The organism is Algoriphagus sp. SE2 (assembly GCF_039563885.1).
Lineage (GTDB): Bacteria > Bacteroidota > Bacteroidia > Cytophagales > Cyclobacteriaceae > Algoriphagus.
On record NZ_JBCLWJ010000004.1, the window covers coordinates 152849 to 168893 of the forward strand.

The following is a 16045-nucleotide window of genomic DNA, read 5'->3' on the forward strand; positions in this document are numbered from 1 at the left end:
ATTATTTTGTTTATGCTTTAGGCTTTTCGCCCTCAGCAGGAGTATCGTCTGCTTTTTCTTCAGCAGCAGGAGCCTCTTCAGCAGGAGCTTCTGCTACAGGTGCTTCTTCAACAGGAGTTTCCGCAACTGGAGCTTCTTCCGCATTAGCTTCAGCAACTGGAGCCTCTTCAGCAGGAACTTCAGCTTCAGGAGCAGGATTGTTCGCAGCTTCAGCAGCAGCTAGAAGAGCTTTTTGCTCATCTTCTCTTGCTTTGATAGCATCCAATCTAGCTTGGTTTTTAGCAGTTTCAGCATCTAAAGCTTTCTGACGAGCGTCAGCTTTAGCCTTCGTGATAGAATCAGCTTTTCCAGCGATTTTTTGATCTTTTTCGTTCAACCATGCTTCGAACTTCGCATCTGCTTGTTCTTGCGTGATTGCACCTTTCAACACACCAATTTGAAGGTGTTTCTTCAGCATGATACCTCTGTAAGAAAGCATTGCTTTCACTGTATCTGTTGGCTGAGCTCCATTCAACAACCATTTAAGAGCGCGCTCATTGTTGATGTTAATAGAAGCAGGATTCGTGTTAGGGTTATAAACCCCAATTTTTTCGATGAAGCGTCCATCTCGTGGAGCTCTTGCATCAGCTACAACCACGTCGTAGATAGCCATTTTCTTTCTACCTCTTCGTGCTAATCTGATTTTTACTGACATAAATTTGTTGTATTTAGTGAGTGGATGGAACCCGTCCATCCTAATTTTGGAGTGCAAAGATAGTGTAAATCCTTGTAAAGCCATAAGTTGATTAAAGAATATTTGCCTAAAAGCTGGCTTTTCTTTTATCTTGCGTGAAATTCTATTGGCCCCTAATCTGCCTGTTGGTAGGGTTCAACGGATATCTACCTGTCGGCAGACAGGAATTCCTGGCTGGACTACTAAAGATCTAATAAGTTTAAGAAGACATGGAAATTTTCTATGTGTATGCCTTGAAAAGGATGGTAGGATATTTGTTGGTTTTACACAAAATATGGGCAGGAGATTGAAGGAACATAATTCAGGTAAAACCAGGTCGACATAAGGATGGGCACCTTGGTTTATTATCTTTACTGAAGAAGTAGAAACAAGAAAAGAAGCCAGAGCTAGAGAAAAGTATTTGAAATCTGGTGTCGGAAAGGAATATTTGAAGTCTTTAAAATAAAATGGCCCCGTAGTTCAACGGATAGAACAAGCGTTTCCTAAACGCTAGATCTAGGTTCGATTCCTAGCGGGGCTACAAAAATGTAACTTCCTTAATAGGATGTTTTTAAACTTAAAATATTATTTTTATTACATATTTAACAAACCAACAAATCTTTAACCCATGAAAAAACTTTTACTACTTGCATTAAGTTGTACTTTTTCTTTTGGTTTAATGGCACAACAAACCCCATCCGTAAAAAAAGCATATACTGCCTCTACGGGTGAAACCATTCTTTCTTTTGGAATTCTGGAAGCAGAACCATTGGAGACAGGAACCATTCCGAGGTTTACTCCTTTTTTTAATTTTGGTCAACAGCTTCATTATGACTTCAGTGATAATTTTGGTTTCTATGCCGGATTAAACGTTCGAAATGTGGGTATGATCAATGACCTTAATGATTCGATTCGAATTAAGCAGCGCACTTATAATGTGGGAATCCCAATTGCTTTAAAAGTGGGGAATATGGAAGGATTCCAATTTGCAGCAGGATTTGAAGCTGAATTTGCAGTTGCATACAAACAGAAAGTATATGTAAATGGAGAAAAAAGAAAATCCAGCGCCTGGTTTGATGACCGAACCAATACTTTTCTTCCATCTGTTTTTGCAGAGTTTAAAAATGAACAAGGAAATTATATTCGATTTAAATATTACCTAACTGATTATCTGCAGACAGAAAATCAAAAAATTAATGTACCGGGAGTAGAGTACAGACCTACTAGTTCCCAAATGTTTTATGTCTCCATCGGTCATGTGATAAAAAATCGGGAATTTAGATAACTGAATTCTACCCTGGAAAGGACATTTCGATTCCTTTTCGTTTTAAAAATAAGGAGGTTCTTTCATTCAGATTCTTTGCTTTTCATGAATTAAAGGCTTCTAATTTTATTTGGTTTACTAGTCACAGGATGATTTTTAAAAGAAAATTCTTTAATAACCTGGGGCTTTTAGACGGGCAAAAACTTTAAATATGTAATGTAATTGCTTCCTAATTGTCTAAATTAATTACAATTAGAAAACCCAAAATACATGTCAGAAAAACGAAGACTTACCTTAAAGGATATTGCAAGGGAATTGGGTATTTCTGTCTCCACTGCTTCAAGAGCTTTAAATTCTTACCCAGGGATATCAGATGAAACCATCAAATTGGTAAAAGATTTTGCAGAAAAGCATAACTATGTGCCGAATACGATGGCTGTCAACTTTAGGAAAAATAAAACCATGACTTTGGGGCTTGTTGTGCCTGAAATTATCCACTATTTTTTTTCCTCTGTAGTCAGTGGGGCCATTCAGACAGCTAAAAAGCATGGGTATAATGTTTTTGTTAGCCAAACAGATGAACTGCTTCAAAATGAAATCATTACTTGTAGAGCTATGCTATCAAGTAGTGTGGATGGGTTATTAATTTCTCTTTCTAATGAAACGAATGATTGTGAGCATATTCAAGAAATTTTGGATGAGGGAAAACCTGTTGTTCAGATTGACAAAGTCTCAGATAATCTTCCTACTCCAAAAGTGATTGTGGATGACTATCAAGGTTCATTTAATGGAGTTCAGCACCTTATAGACCAAGGATATAAAAAAATAGCGCATCTCGCAGGTTGGAAAGAGGTGAAAAATTCATTTGAAAGAAAGAGGGGTTATCTTGAAGCATTAAAAAAAAACAAGTTGGAATTGGATCCAAGTTGGGTGTTTCATTGCAAAGATATAAGTGAAGAAGAGGGGTTTACTTTTGCTCAAAGACTCATGGAATCGTCAAACCCTCCTGATGCTATTTTTTGTATTACAGATTTGGTTGCTATGGGAGTTTTAAAATATCTAAAATCAAAAAAATATAAAGTTCCAGATCAAATAGGAGTTTTGGGGTTTAGTAATTGGCAAATGGCAGGCTTGGTCACACCAAGTTTAAGCTCAGTGGATCAGCACGGCTTTCAAATGGGAATTAAAGCCACAGAAATTTTAATCAACTTACTAAAAAGTAATACGCTAGGAGGAGATGAAACCGTAGAATTGAAAACGGGACTTGTAATCAGAGAATCAAGTATGTTGTAACCAAAACCAAGATAAAGAGATTCTATTTTAATTTAGCGGCTCAAAGAGGTGAAATCCATAGGGTTCAATAATAAGGTATTCATTGTCTTGACCAACTGTAAACTCTTTTTCAGTCCAATGATCGAATAGGGTATCTGGAATTGGGTGGTGTTCCTTAAATGCATACCAAGTTAAATAAGAAGTTTCGGAGCTGAAATTGAATATCCCGTAAAATTTTTTATCTCCAAAATATCTGAAATAACCTGCCACATGAATATTGTGTGGAGAAAGCCAAATCAAATTTTTATGATCTTTAATGACTTCTAATTTTTTACGAATTGAGATAAGTTTTTTTGTGGAGTCAAAGACCTTTTGCTCAATGCTTCCAGGAGTTGATCTTTTTTTCATTTTGCTCCAATCTATTACTGGACGATGCATCCAACGATTATCATAACTTTTTCCAGGGTCATTCAGATAAGTATAATCATTAGTATAACCAATTTCATCACCATAAAAAATCATAGGAAGTCCACCCAAAAAGAAGGAATGTCCCTGCATTAGCAATATTTTTTGAATAGATAAGTTTATATCCTCTTCAGAGTTATCCTCAACTGCTTTTTCCAATCCGCATAATGAAGCCAATGACCCACTAATTCTTGCATCTCCTGTCTTTGGGTTTGATGAAAAAAGAGCTCCTTTAGATGGACTTCCAGGATAAGCACCAGAGAAGTATTCTTTCAGATATTTACGATGCTCAAATGGGTTTTTCCCTGCTATTTCAATCATATGATCATCATAACCCAAACCGATATCATCATGGCATCTTGTATAATTAATCCAGCTGGTTCCGAAAGGCTTTTTTAAAATTTCATGCTGTGCCGCTAGCATCACCTTTGTTTCTCCAGAGGCCAACATATCCCATTGCAAAGCCATATGTGTGGCATTATAGGCGAAATCACATTCTTTGGCCTGAAACTCACCAGTTCCAAAATATTTCAGAATCTCTTTTGGAGAGACAATAGCTTCCCCTAACAAAGCCATTCCGGGAGTTGCTACTTCCACACATTGTTTGATTAATTGAAGTAAAGTATGAGCTTGGGGTAGGTTTTGAGAACTGGTGCCTGTTTGCTTCCAAATAAATGCAGGAGCATCAATTCGAAGTAGGTCTACCCCGAGGTTGGCATAGAACAAAATATTGTCCAGCATTTCATTGAAGACAGCGGGATTCATGAAATTCAAATCCCACTGGTAGTTATGAAAAACCGTCATGACCCATTTATGGCATTCAGGTACCCATGTGAAGTTACTGGGAGAACTCTCCGGAAAAATATCCGGCATAGTAGCATCAAATTGATTTGGGATCCATCGATTATCATACATATAATAATATTTCTGATATTCAGGATCACCTTGCTTGGCTTTTTCAGCCCATTCATGTTTATGGGATGTATGGTTTAAAACGATGTCTAGCATGAGATACATTTCTTTTGAGTACATCTCATTTCTAAGCTCTTTGAGTTCAGTTAAGCTCCCGAATCGTTTATCAACTTTTCTGAAATTGGAAACTGCATAACCTCCATCACTTTCATCTTCAGGACTTTCAAATAATGGCATCAAATGCAAAAAGTTTACCCCGAGTTCTTCTAGGTAATCCAATTTAGAATTCATGTTTTTCAGGTTACCACAAAACCTATCCACATACAAACTCATGCCTGTCAATTCATTGGAAAGAAACCAGATTCCTTTCTTTCTTTTTTTAGAATCTCTTTCTTTTAGTTCACTGCTTCGCTCCCGACTCGCTTTTGCAAGCTGTAAAATCAATCGTTCAAAAAAGAAGTTTGCTTGCTCACTTTGCTTGTATATTTTCCCAAATAGTTCTGCGATTGAATCAATAGAGTTACTCAATCTAAAAAAAAAGTCTTTGTCGATTCCTTTTCTTGAATACCCATTTTTTGTTAGAAAATCTATAGCAAAATCATTTGCTGATTTGTCCAGTAAAAACATATGCTTTGTTTCTATTAAATATTAATGTCCTCCAGAACCTAAGGATGGAGACTCAATTACGTTTGTGTTTTCTTTAATCCTTAAAACAGCCAGCGCTCCGATTAGTAGTAAAATTCCTGCGAACGAAATTGCTAAGCCAGGATCATTATTGAGAAAGGTCTTTGAAATAAATCCAAAACTCAAGGTTTGGAAGATCATTGGAATAACGATCATCATATTTATTATTCCCATATAAACTCCGTATCGTTCCTTTGGTATTTCATTTACTACCAGCAAATAAGGAACTCCCATCATACTTGCCCAAGCGATGCCAAAGCCTGTCATAGGGGCAAAAAGCAAATACTTATTTTCAATTACTGGAAAAAGTAGTAAGCCAATTCCCGCCATTATCAAGCACACAAAATGGACTTTCTTTGGGCCAAATTTGGTCGCCATTCTAGCAAGAAAAAAGGCTGAAAGAAAGGTGACTATATTATACCAACCATTGACCAAACCTGTCCATCCTACCGCCTCCTCATATAATTGTTTATTTCCTAAAGGGGTAGTATTCCATACAGACTGAGCAATACTTTTTGCAGCATTTTGCCAGTAACAAAATAAGGCATACCATTGAAAGAGGTAAACCAATGCCAATTTCCACATCACGGAAGGCATTTGAGTAAGGGATTCGATGATCTCCAGATTTTGGGCAAAGACAATTTTAATTGTTGGGTGATTTTCAGCCCAATGAATGGTTTTCCTAATAATTCTCCGATCAAATATTGCCGGGATGATTAAAATGAAAAGAGCTAAATAAGCGATCAAAGTAGTCAAGATGGAAAGGAAAAACTGGATTGCTGGATGAGGCATTCCCTTATTCCTTTCATTTAAAACTTTTAATTCTTCCTCTGATGGAGGGTATTCCGGTGTTTTCGAAATACTCCAAATGACTGATCCAATGGAACAAACAGTTCCTAAGAAGAAAGAGGCATAAACCCAAATTGGCAAGGAACCAGCAATTCCAGGGATGTATTTCTGAAAAACAAATAAAGAAACATTAGCCAATGTAATCCCTAATCCGGTAAAAAAGCTTTGGGTCAAAAAACCTTTACTATACTGCTCTTCTGGTAATACATCTGCAATTAATGCTCTGTAAGGTTCCATGGCTGTATTATTGGCTGCATCCAAAACCCAAAGAAGACCAGCTGCCATCCAAAGGGAGCTGCTAAAAGGATAAAAGAAAAGACAGATGCTGCACATCAAAGCCCCTATAAAAAAGAAGGGTTTTCTTCTACCGAATCTAGGACTCCAAGTGCTATCACTCAATGCCCCGATTATGGGTTGAATAAGTAGACCTGTCATAGGCCCAGCCAAATTCAAAATAGGGATTTCATCTGGGGCCGCCCCAAGCATATCGTAAATTGGATTTACTGCACTCTGTTGTAATCCGAAGCTATATTGAATCCCAAAAAATCCAACATTCATATTGATGATCTGGGAAAAGGAGAGCTGAGGCTTTCTCATGGTTTTATTTTGGGTTCGGTTTTTTGGGCTTTGATTTTAGAATTCTAAGTAAGAAGTCCTTAAATCAGGGATTAAAATACGCATTAAACCTTTCATTCAAAGTTTTGGGTGTTTTGCCAAGGTGACTTAGAATGGTGGAATTTAATTTGGAATCCATCAATATCACCTATTTCAAACGGTTGAAATAAGAAAAAGCAGAATTGAAAAAAAATTAAAAAAAATGATAAAGAATTTAGCTTTTAATGTTTTTCAAAACTTAGCGCGCATAAAAAAACAATTCAATCCTATTAACTTAAATTCTTAATAGAATAAGTGACTTTCATTTGTAACTATTTCAAAATCTTGATTATGCGACTATATATCATTTCGTGAACGTTCCAAGCCAACCCTCCACTTGTATTTACAAATTGAACAACTACAGCATCGATATCTGAGTGATATCTGGCGATACTTTGATAGCCAGGAAGCAAGCCCGTGTGTCCATATTCATAAATGGAAGTGTAAATTTCCTCCTCTTCCTCGGTAAATAAGGTACCGTCGTTTAATGCTCTAAGGAAAATGCCTACATCCTCAGCAGACGCAATCATTGAACCTCCAGGGGTAGTGAAATTATTTATCATGAGGTCTGGCTCATACCCAATGGCATACCCACTTATCATTTTAGATTTGTCCACATCGTCCAATAAACTGAAGGTATTTTCCAACCTAAGTGGCTCTAAAATCACCTCTTTGATATATTGATGGTGGCTATATCCAAGAGTTTTATCAAGGATTTCTCCGATCAATAAGTAGTTGGTATTTGAATAGCTGTATTTTTCATCTGGATCAAATTCTGCTGGTAAATCCAACGCAAATTCCAGCGTGCTTTGATTGTCTTTTGGTAGGTTGTCCCATGGGAAATCTTTCTGATCTGTAAAATTCGGGATTCCTGACCTGTGTCGAATCATCATCCTGAGTGAGATTTTTTCGGAATTTTCAATTCTTTCTGATATTCCTGGTAGGTATTCTGATAGTTTTTGATCTAAAAACAAGCGTTTTTCAGCTACCAATTTTGTGGCTGCTGCTGCTATATAAAGTTTGCTGATACTTGCGATTTTAAACAAGTCATTTGGGTCGATGGGGATTTCATTTTCTTTATTTTTCCATCCAGAAGCATATAATTTTGGTGACTTTCCTCCTTGATCCACATACACAATGACTCCATCTAAATCATAATTTATTGCTTGATTAACTTGTTCCTGAATGGTGCTAGGCAAAGGGGTTAACCAGATTCTTATAAGTATCCAAGGAATAAAAAGAGATGAAATGAAGATAGAGAGGGCAGGGATCAGTATTTTTAATAATCGCTTTCTTTTGTTCATTTTTTAAGTAGAAAAACTGATTTTCCCTATTTGTATTTAAACTGATTCGCCTTATAACCCTGAGAATTCGTGTTCACCAGAAATACATCTCCACTCTTTGGGAATTCCTTGAGTTGCGCTTCACTAAGATTCTCCTGGGCGGTGGTGATCAAAAGGGTGTCTAGATTCTCGCCACCAAAACAACAGGATGTAACATGGGGAACAGGAAGTTCGATTTTGTCTAATAATTCTCCTGATTTAGGGTGCCAACGGTAAACGCCAGATCCTCCATAGTGAGCTACCCAAAGCATTCCTTCCCGGTCAATGCACATCCCATCAGGGAATCCTAATTCTTCCGGGATCTCAACGGCGATCCCTTTTAATTCAATTTCTCCGGTTTCTAAATCAAAATTAAAGGCTTTGATTTTTCTTGTTGGCGTATCAATAAAGTAAAATGTCTTTTTGTCTTCCGTCCAAGCCATGCCATTGGATATAGTCAAATTGGAGAGCTTTTTTTCGGCCTTTCCATTTTCTGAAATGCAGTATAGAGAGCCTGCGCCCTCCGTAAATTTTGTACTTAATGTCCCGATCCAGATTCTTCCTTTTGGATCCACTTTTCCATCATTAAATCGATGAAGAGGGAATTCCTGCTCCACCTCAGCGAACCAAGTCAGCTCTTTTGACTCTAAATGATACTTAGCCAGCTTGCAATCCAAACCTAATATCAATTCATTTTCTTTTCCTTCCAAAACCACTGTCAGCCGGTGGGGGAAAGTTATTGAATTAGTGATCCCAGATGTAGGAGCATGTTCAAAGAGTTTTCCGTTTTCTATATCCACCCAAAAGAAACTTTGTCGAGCTGAATGCCAATAAGGACCTTCACCTAAGAAGCATTTGGAGGGGATGGAAGTGTATTGGTAGGTATTCAAGGCTTTAGATTTTTAAAAATAAGAGTGATTTATTATTAAACTTTCGAAGAGATTTCTCAGTTGTTCCTCCTTCGAAATGACACATTAAAGGTTGATTTCTAGTCCGTATTTACTAAATCATGGATGCCAATACTGAGCTATTTTCTTTTTTAGGAACCCAACACTTCTAGCCAATTGGTCCATGCCGTCTACGCCATCTTCAATGCTGATCCAAGAATCAAATCCAACTCTTTTCAATTCTGTGAAAATAGCATCGTAATCGTTCATCCCTTGTCCGATTTCTCCATGGCTCAATCGCTTGGCATATCCCTGGGTTCCTCCTTCTTCTTTTCTCAAATCGTCGATCGTGCCATATTTCAAAAAGCGATCGCTCGCATGCATGGTAACGACTCTTTCTGATACGTCATAAAGCAAATCCAAAGGATCTTCTCCAGCCAAAAATGCATTGCTTGGATCATAATTCACCCCAAAATTTGGATGATGAATGCTATTTACCAACTTGGTGAAAATCGCCCGTTTCTGTGCAAATTCAGGGTATTCCCAAAAATCGTCCTTATAGTGATTTTCAATGATGAGTGTAATTCCCAAAGATTTGGCATAAGGGAGGCAGGCCTCGATACAGTCTTTTGCTAATTTGATTCCTTCATCAATAGATAGTTCAGGACGGTATTGACCGGAAAGCACGCGACAATATTTGCCTCCTAATTCATCTGTCATCTCAATCCAACGTTTTTGCTTCTGGATTTCTTTTTCTCTAAAAGCTTTGTCTAGATTTGTGAAATCAGGAGAGCAACACATCATCGGGATCACCATTCCCTGGTCTTCAACCATTCTTCTGAATAAAGGCCAATTTTTTTGGTTTTCCATTTCCAAAAAACCAGCGTACCATTCCAGACCATCTATTTCTAAGGGTGCTGCAAGCTTGATCCAATCGGCAATTTTCATGGTTCCATCTTTGCAAAGTGCTTGCATAAAGGCTTTTGGGAAAGCTGCTAATTTGGGCATTTCGGTTCTTTTATTTGTGAGGAATTGTGCTGGAGTCTTTCGGTATATTTCTTCCGATCATTGGGAATTGCTCCAAATCAACAACCTGTCCGCTGATCGGCCCGCTTTCATCTGAAAGCCAATAAATAGTTGCCGCTGCAATTTCTTCTGGCAAAATGATTCTACCTGCCGGAGCATACATCTTAGATAGCTCCTTATACCAAGTATCGGAAAGCCCATGCTCTTTTTTTCGTTCAATTTCTTTCTCGGTGAGCACCCATCCTGGATTTATCTGATTCACACGTACTCCATTTTCGCGGAAAAGTGAATCGCCTAAATTTCTTGTCATGGTCATTAATGCACCTTTGGAGATACTGTAGGCAAGTAAGTTATGCTCGCCGCTCCATGCATTAATTGAGCCGATATTAAGGACTGCTCCATGCCTTTCAATTAAGTGAGGGAGCGCAGATTTTATCAGGAATAAAGGGGCATAGGTATTTACTTCCAATAATTTGTTTAAAAATGCTTTATCAGTCGTGTGAATGGTTGAAGCTGCCACTATTGCGGCATTATTGACAATACTGTCGAGTCTTCCCCAAGTGCTTATTGCTAAATCAACCAATCTTTGTGTAGCCCCTTCATTGGAGAGGTCTTCAATATGCAACTTGGCATGTTCAGTACCCAGCTCTTCCACAACCTGATTTCCCAGCTCTTCTTCCAGGCCATGAATAATCACTTTCGCACCCTCTGAAACGACCTTTTTGGCAATGGCTTTCCCTATGCCCATTGTGCTACCTGTAACGATTATAATTTTGTTTTTTAGCCTCATTTTAAACTGGTTTTAACACACTTTTCACCACTTTTCCACTATGCATTTTCTCAAAAGCCTCATGCCATTCTGTGATCGGCCAAATACCACCGATTATAGGTTTTACATCCAAAGCTCCACTTGCAAGTAAAGAAATAACTCTTTCCCAAATAGGCCAATTATGGCTGAAACTTCCTTGAAGTCGTACATTTTTTTGGACTAATGGGTCAAGTGAAAAATTACAGGGAGTTGGTCCCCAACCTACCTTGGTAATTTGCCCATTGGGGCGAACAAGACTTAAAGCAACTTTTAACGTTTCGCTAACTCCTGCTGCATCGATGACCAAATCAGCGCCCAATCCATCTCTTTTTCTGGCCCAATTTTCCGCATTTCCTATGATGGGTTCGCATCCATATTTTTTGGCGATTTCCAATCTGCCTTTGTCCGCTTCTAAACCAATTATGGCAACTTCTGCTCCACAAAGTCTTGCAACAGCTGCGCAAAGAATCCCAATGGTTCCGGGACCTATGACTATCACACGATCACCTGGTTTGATGGATGAGTTTCCTACCACCGCATTATATGCCACACAACTAGGCTCTGTGAGGCATGCTTCTTCAAATGAAAGGTTTTCCGGTACGGAGTGGAGGCATCTTGCTGGGACCTTAACAAAACGTGTCATGGCTCCATTGACTCCATAGCCAAAGCCTTTTCTGGTGGGATCCAGATTGTACAACCCTACTTTACTCATCGGATTTTGGCTGTCAATGATTGCGGCGGTTTCACTGACCACCCGGTCACCCACTTTCCAAGATTTGACATTTTTACCCAATGCTGCGATTTTTCCACCAAATTCATGTCCTAAGACAACAGGGTAATTTACAGGCCAGCTGTGGTCCGAAGTCCATTGATGAAGATCACTTCCACAAACTCCCACATTTTCAACCTCCAATAAAATATCATTTACATCGATTTCAGGAACGGGTATTTCCCTTATTTCAACCGAATGTTTCTTCTCAGCATAGTTTACTACAGCTGCATTTTTAGAACTAGACATGGTTTAGGGTTTTTTGGGTATAGCTGTTGTTTGATTATGGATTGCTTCGCAAATCATTCTTAAGGAACCTTCCAGATCGCCACTTGCCGTTTTGAATGAGTCTGCGTCAATGGTTAAAGGAGCTCCAAGAACTACTAAAGGGGCACCATATTGAGGACATTGGATCGCTTGTTCAAGAGAAAGTCCTCCTACAGCCTGAACAGGAATATTCACTGCTGCCACGACTTCCCGAAGTTGATCTAAAGGACTGGGCATTCTTTTGCCGGAGGCCGCAATTCCTCTTCTCTCATCATATCCGATATGATGGATCACATAGTCGCATCCCAAATCCTCTAAAAATTTCGCTCCATCTACCATGTTTTCGAAGACCATGTTATCACCCATGACCTTAGCTCCAAAATCTTTTCCGGCTTGAACCACACATTTGATAGTTTCTTCGTGTGCTCTCGCCATGACGACCACATGGGTGGCACCTGCTTTGGCCATCATTTCTGCTTCCAGATAGCCACCATCCATAGTCTTCAAATCAGCAACTAAGGGGACATCAGGAAATGCCTCTCTTAATTTTCTTACGCCATGTAAACCTTCCGCCAAAATCAAGGGAGTTCCAGCTTCTAACCAATCCACTCCGGCTCTTATTGCCAAAGCTGCGGTTTCCAAAGCTTCATCGATATTTGTAAGATCGAGGGAGATCTGTACTATAGGTTTCATAATTTTGGGTTTTATTAAATTGTATCAAAAAGTAGAATCTTAATATAAGCTTTTTTTAAAAGTCAGCTTCCTGTATCTGACCTGAAATGGTTTTATTTTTTTAAAATCCCACCTATTAGAAATAAAAAAACCTCGGCTATTTCTGGCCGAGGTTTTTTGAAGAACTGAGTTTTTATTTTTGAAGCCTTGCTTGAACTTCTTCGATAAGTCCTTCGTACTTTTTCAAGATACGAGCCCAATCCTCAAATTTTTCATCGTCTTTGACAGTTACTTGATTTTGACCATCCAGATAGGCTTCCTGACTAATCAATTTAATCGCGTAAGCTAATTGATCGGAATTCCCTCCACTACTCACTATTACTCTCGTTCGGATGATACTTGACTGGAAGTTTTGAACTTGCCAAGAAGTTGTTAAATATCCAGTATTATAATCTACCGTTTCTAAGATATCAAAATATCGAGTGATGATTGAGCTCAAGATTCTCCAAGCTTCTTCTGAAGAATAATCTGAATTTACAGGAACTGTAATTCTAACATTAGCTAAATCGGAGGATACAGAAGAAGTATATGCCTCATCTACTGTCATTTCCACAAAGTCAGAAACAGGCGGCTCCTGCATATTCGCTTGATTGTAATAATTTTTAATATATCGTACATACCCATCTTTGGAGATACGTACTTCTACGCTTCCGTTCTTTGGTACTTTTAAATCATAGCTTCCTGTACCCACTCTTCTGCCTCCAATTTCAATAATGGCATCATTTGGATTGGTGGTAATTCTTACCAATCGATCATCCAATTGAGCTTTTTCTCTTACTGGAGGTTCTGGATCTGTGTCTGGCTTGTTACAAAAAACTTTTGTGTATTCAACATAGCCATCTTTATTGACAGTGACGGTAACACAATCACCTAAAGGGATTTGAACATCTTGATTTCCTCTACCCAAGCTTACACCATTTGCAGTAACCACTCCATCAGCGGGGACTACTTCCAATCGTACCTGACGATCTTTTAGCTCGAAATAATCCTTTGCAGGTGGAGTTTCCCTGTCCGGTGAATTATAATAGCTTTTCGTAATTGGAGCATATCCTGGTTTTCTTATCTCAACTGTATGAAAACGATCTTTCTGAATGATCAGATAAATCGCTTTGGAACCAACAACTCTTCCATCAACAAGTATTTCTGCATCATAGGGTTCAGCAGTAATTTCAACTCTTCTTGCATCCAATGAAACATATTGTTCTTTATCCCATTTCAAGTCTCTGTTGAATTCTTTGATTAGGGGTTCGTATCCGGGTTTAGTGATCTTGATTCGGTTACGACTGTCTTTTTCCAGTTTATATTCAATCGTTCCCGTTCCCAGTTCCTGTTTATCAGAATCATCATAATCATTTAACAAAATAAATTTTGCATCGGAATGATTTGCTGTAATTTGAAGTTTTTGAGAGAAAGAAAGACTTGAAGTAAAGAGAAAAATTAGGGTAAGCGTGAGTAAATTTTTAAATGTCATAAATTGGTGGTTTGCGTTTAGCTTGCGCTAAATAATTCAATTAGAATTATTTATGCAAAATAAAACCGAAGGAATTGTCCAATTTTTCCCCAATTAAGACCATGTTTTTTTTAGAAAATTGAGCCAGTTTCCATGCATTACTTTCTCAACGTCTTGTTCTGAATAACCTCTTTCTCTCAGTAAATCAGGGACTTTGTTAAGATTATCAATGCTTTCTAGGTCATAAGGAGCCTGCTCTTTTCCAAATGCTCCATCCAAATCCGAGCCAATTCCGATATGATTTGCATTACCTGCAACTTGACAGATATGATCCATGTGATCCAATACCGTATTTAATGTTACGTTTCGTTCTTTTGGAGTGGATTTTCCTCTTTCCCATCCCGGGCTGAGCATCCAAGCATCCATTGCTCCTCCGATCACAGCTCCTCTTTCTATCAATGCTTTGATCATCTCATCAGAAAACTGTCTGTTGTGATCAACCAGAGCCCTGCAATTATTATGGCTTGCCCAGACTGGACCTTGAAAAATTTCCAATGCATCCCAAAATGCTAAATCACACAAATGTGTTGCATCCAGAATAATTCCCAATTCATCCATTTTCTTAAGCAACTCTTTTCCTTCCTGATTCAATGGAGCCGAAGCATCCGTGCCATGGGCATACCTGCCAGGTCCGTAATGAGCGGGACCCAATGCTCTTAATCCAGATTCATAGGCTTTCTCCAAATAATCTAGATTAATAATGGAGTCAGCTCCTTCCAGAGACAGGATAAATCCAACCGGTTTTTTGAGATTTTCTTCCTCATTATTCCAAAGGGTCAAATGCGTTTCCAATTCCGATAAATTTCTTATCTGGACCATTTCTTTCTGCTCCACCATGGCTTGATACCATGCCAACTGGCCTTGAGTTTGAGCCCATGACTGAGCTGGTGAATGCCAGCCTGGTAATGGGTTTTCGGGAGCGACATACCTGGCTATTTGAGTTGCCACCACCAATCCCACATTTCCTTTTCTGAGTTCGGGTAGCGAGACAACTGCATTACCTCGATCTGGCTTGTCAGTCATTCCTTGTTCTCGAGCATTTATTTCTGAAACAGGTCTTGTTAAATCACGATTCCACTCCAGCGCATTCATACTCAGATCCAAATGGGCATCAATTGTAAACATGTGTTAGAAACTTTGGATGATAAAAACAGTTGGGATTTTATGAAGATCAAGCGGTAGGTTTTTCCATTCTGAAATCGTTTTAGTTAAGATCAGCGCATCTTTTGCAGTAAGGTTTTTTGCGATGCAGAGCTTGGTGTTCGCAGAAAGAACGCGAAGGCAATCTTCAAAAATTTGATTATTTCGGAATGGTGTTTCCATAAAAATTTGAGCTCTTTTTTCTCTTAAGGACTCAGATTCTAATGCTTTTAATGCAGCAACCCGCTCTTTTCTATCAATCGGAAGGTAACCATGAAATGCGAAAGATTGTCCGGAAAACCCTGAACCCATCAAAGCCATAAACATAGAGCTTGGTCCAGAAAGAGGAACGACCTGTATACCTTTTTTATGTGCATGCTCCACTGCCAATGCACCTGGATCTGCAATCCCTGGGCAGCCAGCCTCTGAAATGATACCTATATCTGCTCCATTTAGTAAAGGCTGCATCAGTCGATTAATAGTTTCTGGCTTAGTGCTTTTATCCAGAATCTCCATATGGATTTCTTCGATATTAACTCCAAGTTTCAGGCTACTGATATATCTTCTTGCCGTTCTCAGATTCTCAACAAGATAGACTTTTGTATGCTTGACAACATCTTTTACCTGAGGACTGATTACCTCAAGCGAAGTGTTTTCAGCAAGTACATTTGGGATAAGAAAAAGTTTTCCTTTAGGCATAGGTATTTAAATCGTTGTAAGGAGAATCGAATTTACTATTTAAAAGTCAAATTCATTATCTTATCAAATTATC

Annotated in this window: 14 protein-coding genes and 1 tRNA gene; 3 read left to right on the top strand and 12 right to left on the bottom strand. The window is 38.6% G+C overall.

Annotated elements, in window-relative coordinates; all coding sequences use genetic code 11:
* Positions 1–10: 10 nt before the first annotated feature.
* The gene (locus AAGF08_RS06630) at positions 11–694 is read right to left on the bottom strand and encodes a 30S ribosomal protein S16 (RefSeq protein ID WP_343510362.1); all 684 of its coding nucleotides are present in this window, start codon (positions 692–694) and stop codon (positions 11–13) included.
* Between the two features lie 487 nt (positions 695–1181).
* On the opposite strand from AAGF08_RS06630, the gene AAGF08_RS06635 reads away from it, so the two are divergent.
* The 3 genes from AAGF08_RS06635 (at position 1182) to AAGF08_RS06645 (ending at position 3269) form a co-directional block, all read left to right on the top strand.
* Positions 1182–1253, top strand: a tRNA-Arg gene (locus tag AAGF08_RS06635).
* Between the two features lie 87 nt (positions 1254–1340).
* Positions 1341–1997, top strand: coding sequence for a hypothetical protein (locus tag AAGF08_RS06640; RefSeq protein ID WP_343510363.1), 657 nt, complete (start codon positions 1341–1343; stop codon positions 1995–1997).
* Positions 1998–2246: 249 nt separating this feature from the next.
* On the top strand, positions 2247–3269 hold the full coding sequence (locus tag AAGF08_RS06645; RefSeq protein WP_343510364.1) for a LacI family DNA-binding transcriptional regulator: 1023 nt from the start codon (positions 2247–2249) through the stop codon (positions 3267–3269).
* Between the two features lie 27 nt (positions 3270–3296).
* Here the strand turns inward: AAGF08_RS06645 and AAGF08_RS06650 are convergent, their stop codons facing one another.
* The 11 genes from AAGF08_RS06650 to AAGF08_RS06700 all read right to left on the bottom strand — a co-directional run bounded on the left by AAGF08_RS06650 (position 3297) and on the right by AAGF08_RS06700 (position 15972).
* Positions 3297–5252, bottom strand: a complete 1956-nt coding sequence (locus AAGF08_RS06650) for an alpha-amylase family protein (protein WP_343510365.1) — start codon at positions 5250–5252, stop codon at positions 3297–3299.
* A 21-nt stretch (positions 5253–5273) separates the two neighbouring features.
* The gene (locus AAGF08_RS06655; RefSeq protein WP_343510366.1) at positions 5274–6755 is read right to left on the bottom strand and encodes an MFS transporter; all 1482 of its coding nucleotides are present in this window, start codon (positions 6753–6755) and stop codon (positions 5274–5276) included.
* Positions 6756–7084: 329 nt separating this feature from the next.
* On the bottom strand, positions 7085–8116 hold the full coding sequence (locus tag AAGF08_RS06660; RefSeq protein WP_343510367.1) for a serine hydrolase domain-containing protein: 1032 nt from the start codon (positions 8114–8116) through the stop codon (positions 7085–7087).
* A 26-nt stretch (positions 8117–8142) separates the two neighbouring features.
* A complete protein-coding gene (locus tag AAGF08_RS06665) occupies positions 8143–9024 on the bottom strand; it encodes an SMP-30/gluconolactonase/LRE family protein (RefSeq protein ID WP_343510368.1) in 882 nt (293 codons plus the stop codon).
* Between the two features lie 117 nt (positions 9025–9141).
* On the bottom strand, positions 9142–10029 hold the full coding sequence (locus AAGF08_RS06670; RefSeq protein ID WP_343510369.1) for a sugar phosphate isomerase/epimerase family protein: 888 nt from the start codon (positions 10027–10029) through the stop codon (positions 9142–9144).
* A gap of 10 nt (positions 10030–10039) precedes the next feature.
* Positions 10040–10837, bottom strand: a complete 798-nt coding sequence (locus AAGF08_RS06675) for an SDR family oxidoreductase (RefSeq protein WP_343510370.1) — start codon at positions 10835–10837, stop codon at positions 10040–10042.
* A gap of 1 nt (position 10838) precedes the next feature.
* Positions 10839–11873: a zinc-binding dehydrogenase gene (locus tag AAGF08_RS06680; protein ID WP_343510371.1), complete on the bottom strand. Its 1035-nt coding sequence runs from the start codon at positions 11871–11873 to the stop codon at positions 10839–10841.
* Between the two features lie 3 nt (positions 11874–11876).
* On the bottom strand, positions 11877–12584 hold the full coding sequence (locus tag AAGF08_RS06685) for an orotidine 5'-phosphate decarboxylase / HUMPS family protein (RefSeq protein WP_343510372.1): 708 nt from the start codon (positions 12582–12584) through the stop codon (positions 11877–11879).
* A 172-nt stretch (positions 12585–12756) separates the two neighbouring features.
* Entirely contained in the window at positions 12757–14094 is a 1338-nt protein-coding gene (locus AAGF08_RS06690) for a PEGA domain-containing protein (protein ID WP_343510373.1), read from the bottom strand.
* Positions 14095–14187: 93 nt separating this feature from the next.
* A complete protein-coding gene (locus AAGF08_RS06695) occupies positions 14188–15258 on the bottom strand; it encodes a membrane dipeptidase (protein WP_343510374.1) in 1071 nt (356 codons plus the stop codon).
* Between the two features lie 3 nt (positions 15259–15261).
* A complete protein-coding gene (locus tag AAGF08_RS06700; RefSeq protein ID WP_343510375.1) occupies positions 15262–15972 on the bottom strand; it encodes an SAM-dependent methyltransferase in 711 nt (236 codons plus the stop codon).
* Positions 15973–16045: the final 73 nt, after the last annotated feature.

Excerpts from the sequence above, each read along its gene's own strand:
- AAGF08_RS06655 (WP_343510366.1), bottom strand. The coding sequence starts at position 6,755 with ATGAGAAAGCCTCAGCTCTCCTTTTCCCAGATCATCAATATGAATGTT.
- AAGF08_RS06695 (WP_343510374.1), bottom strand. The coding sequence starts at position 15,258 with ATGTTTACAATTGATGCCCATTTGGATCTGAGTATGAATGCGCTGGAG.
- AAGF08_RS06630 (WP_343510362.1), bottom strand. The coding sequence starts at position 694 with ATGTCAGTAAAAATCAGATTAGCACGAAGAGGTAGAAAGAAAATGGCT.
- AAGF08_RS06660 (WP_343510367.1), bottom strand. The coding sequence starts at position 8,116 with ATGAACAAAAGAAAGCGATTATTAAAAATACTGATCCCTGCCCTCTCT.
- AAGF08_RS06650 (WP_343510365.1), bottom strand. The coding sequence starts at position 5,252 with ATGTTTTTACTGGACAAATCAGCAAATGATTTTGCTATAGATTTTCTA.
- AAGF08_RS06670 (WP_343510369.1), bottom strand. The coding sequence starts at position 10,029 with ATGCCCAAATTAGCAGCTTTCCCAAAAGCCTTTATGCAAGCACTTTGC.
- AAGF08_RS06640 (WP_343510363.1), top strand. The coding sequence starts at position 1,341 with ATGAAAAAACTTTTACTACTTGCATTAAGTTGTACTTTTTCTTTTGGT.
- AAGF08_RS06675 (WP_343510370.1), bottom strand. The coding sequence starts at position 10,837 with ATGAGGCTAAAAAACAAAATTATAATCGTTACAGGTAGCACAATGGGC.
- AAGF08_RS06685 (WP_343510372.1), bottom strand. The coding sequence starts at position 12,584 with ATGAAACCTATAGTACAGATCTCCCTCGATCTTACAAATATCGATGAA.
- AAGF08_RS06700 (WP_343510375.1), bottom strand. The coding sequence starts at position 15,972 with ATGCCTAAAGGAAAACTTTTTCTTATCCCAAATGTACTTGCTGAAAAC.
- AAGF08_RS06645 (WP_343510364.1), top strand. The coding sequence starts at position 2,247 with ATGTCAGAAAAACGAAGACTTACCTTAAAGGATATTGCAAGGGAATTG.
- AAGF08_RS06690 (WP_343510373.1), bottom strand. The coding sequence starts at position 14,094 with ATGACATTTAAAAATTTACTCACGCTTACCCTAATTTTTCTCTTTACT.
- AAGF08_RS06680 (WP_343510371.1), bottom strand. The coding sequence starts at position 11,873 with ATGTCTAGTTCTAAAAATGCAGCTGTAGTAAACTATGCTGAGAAGAAA.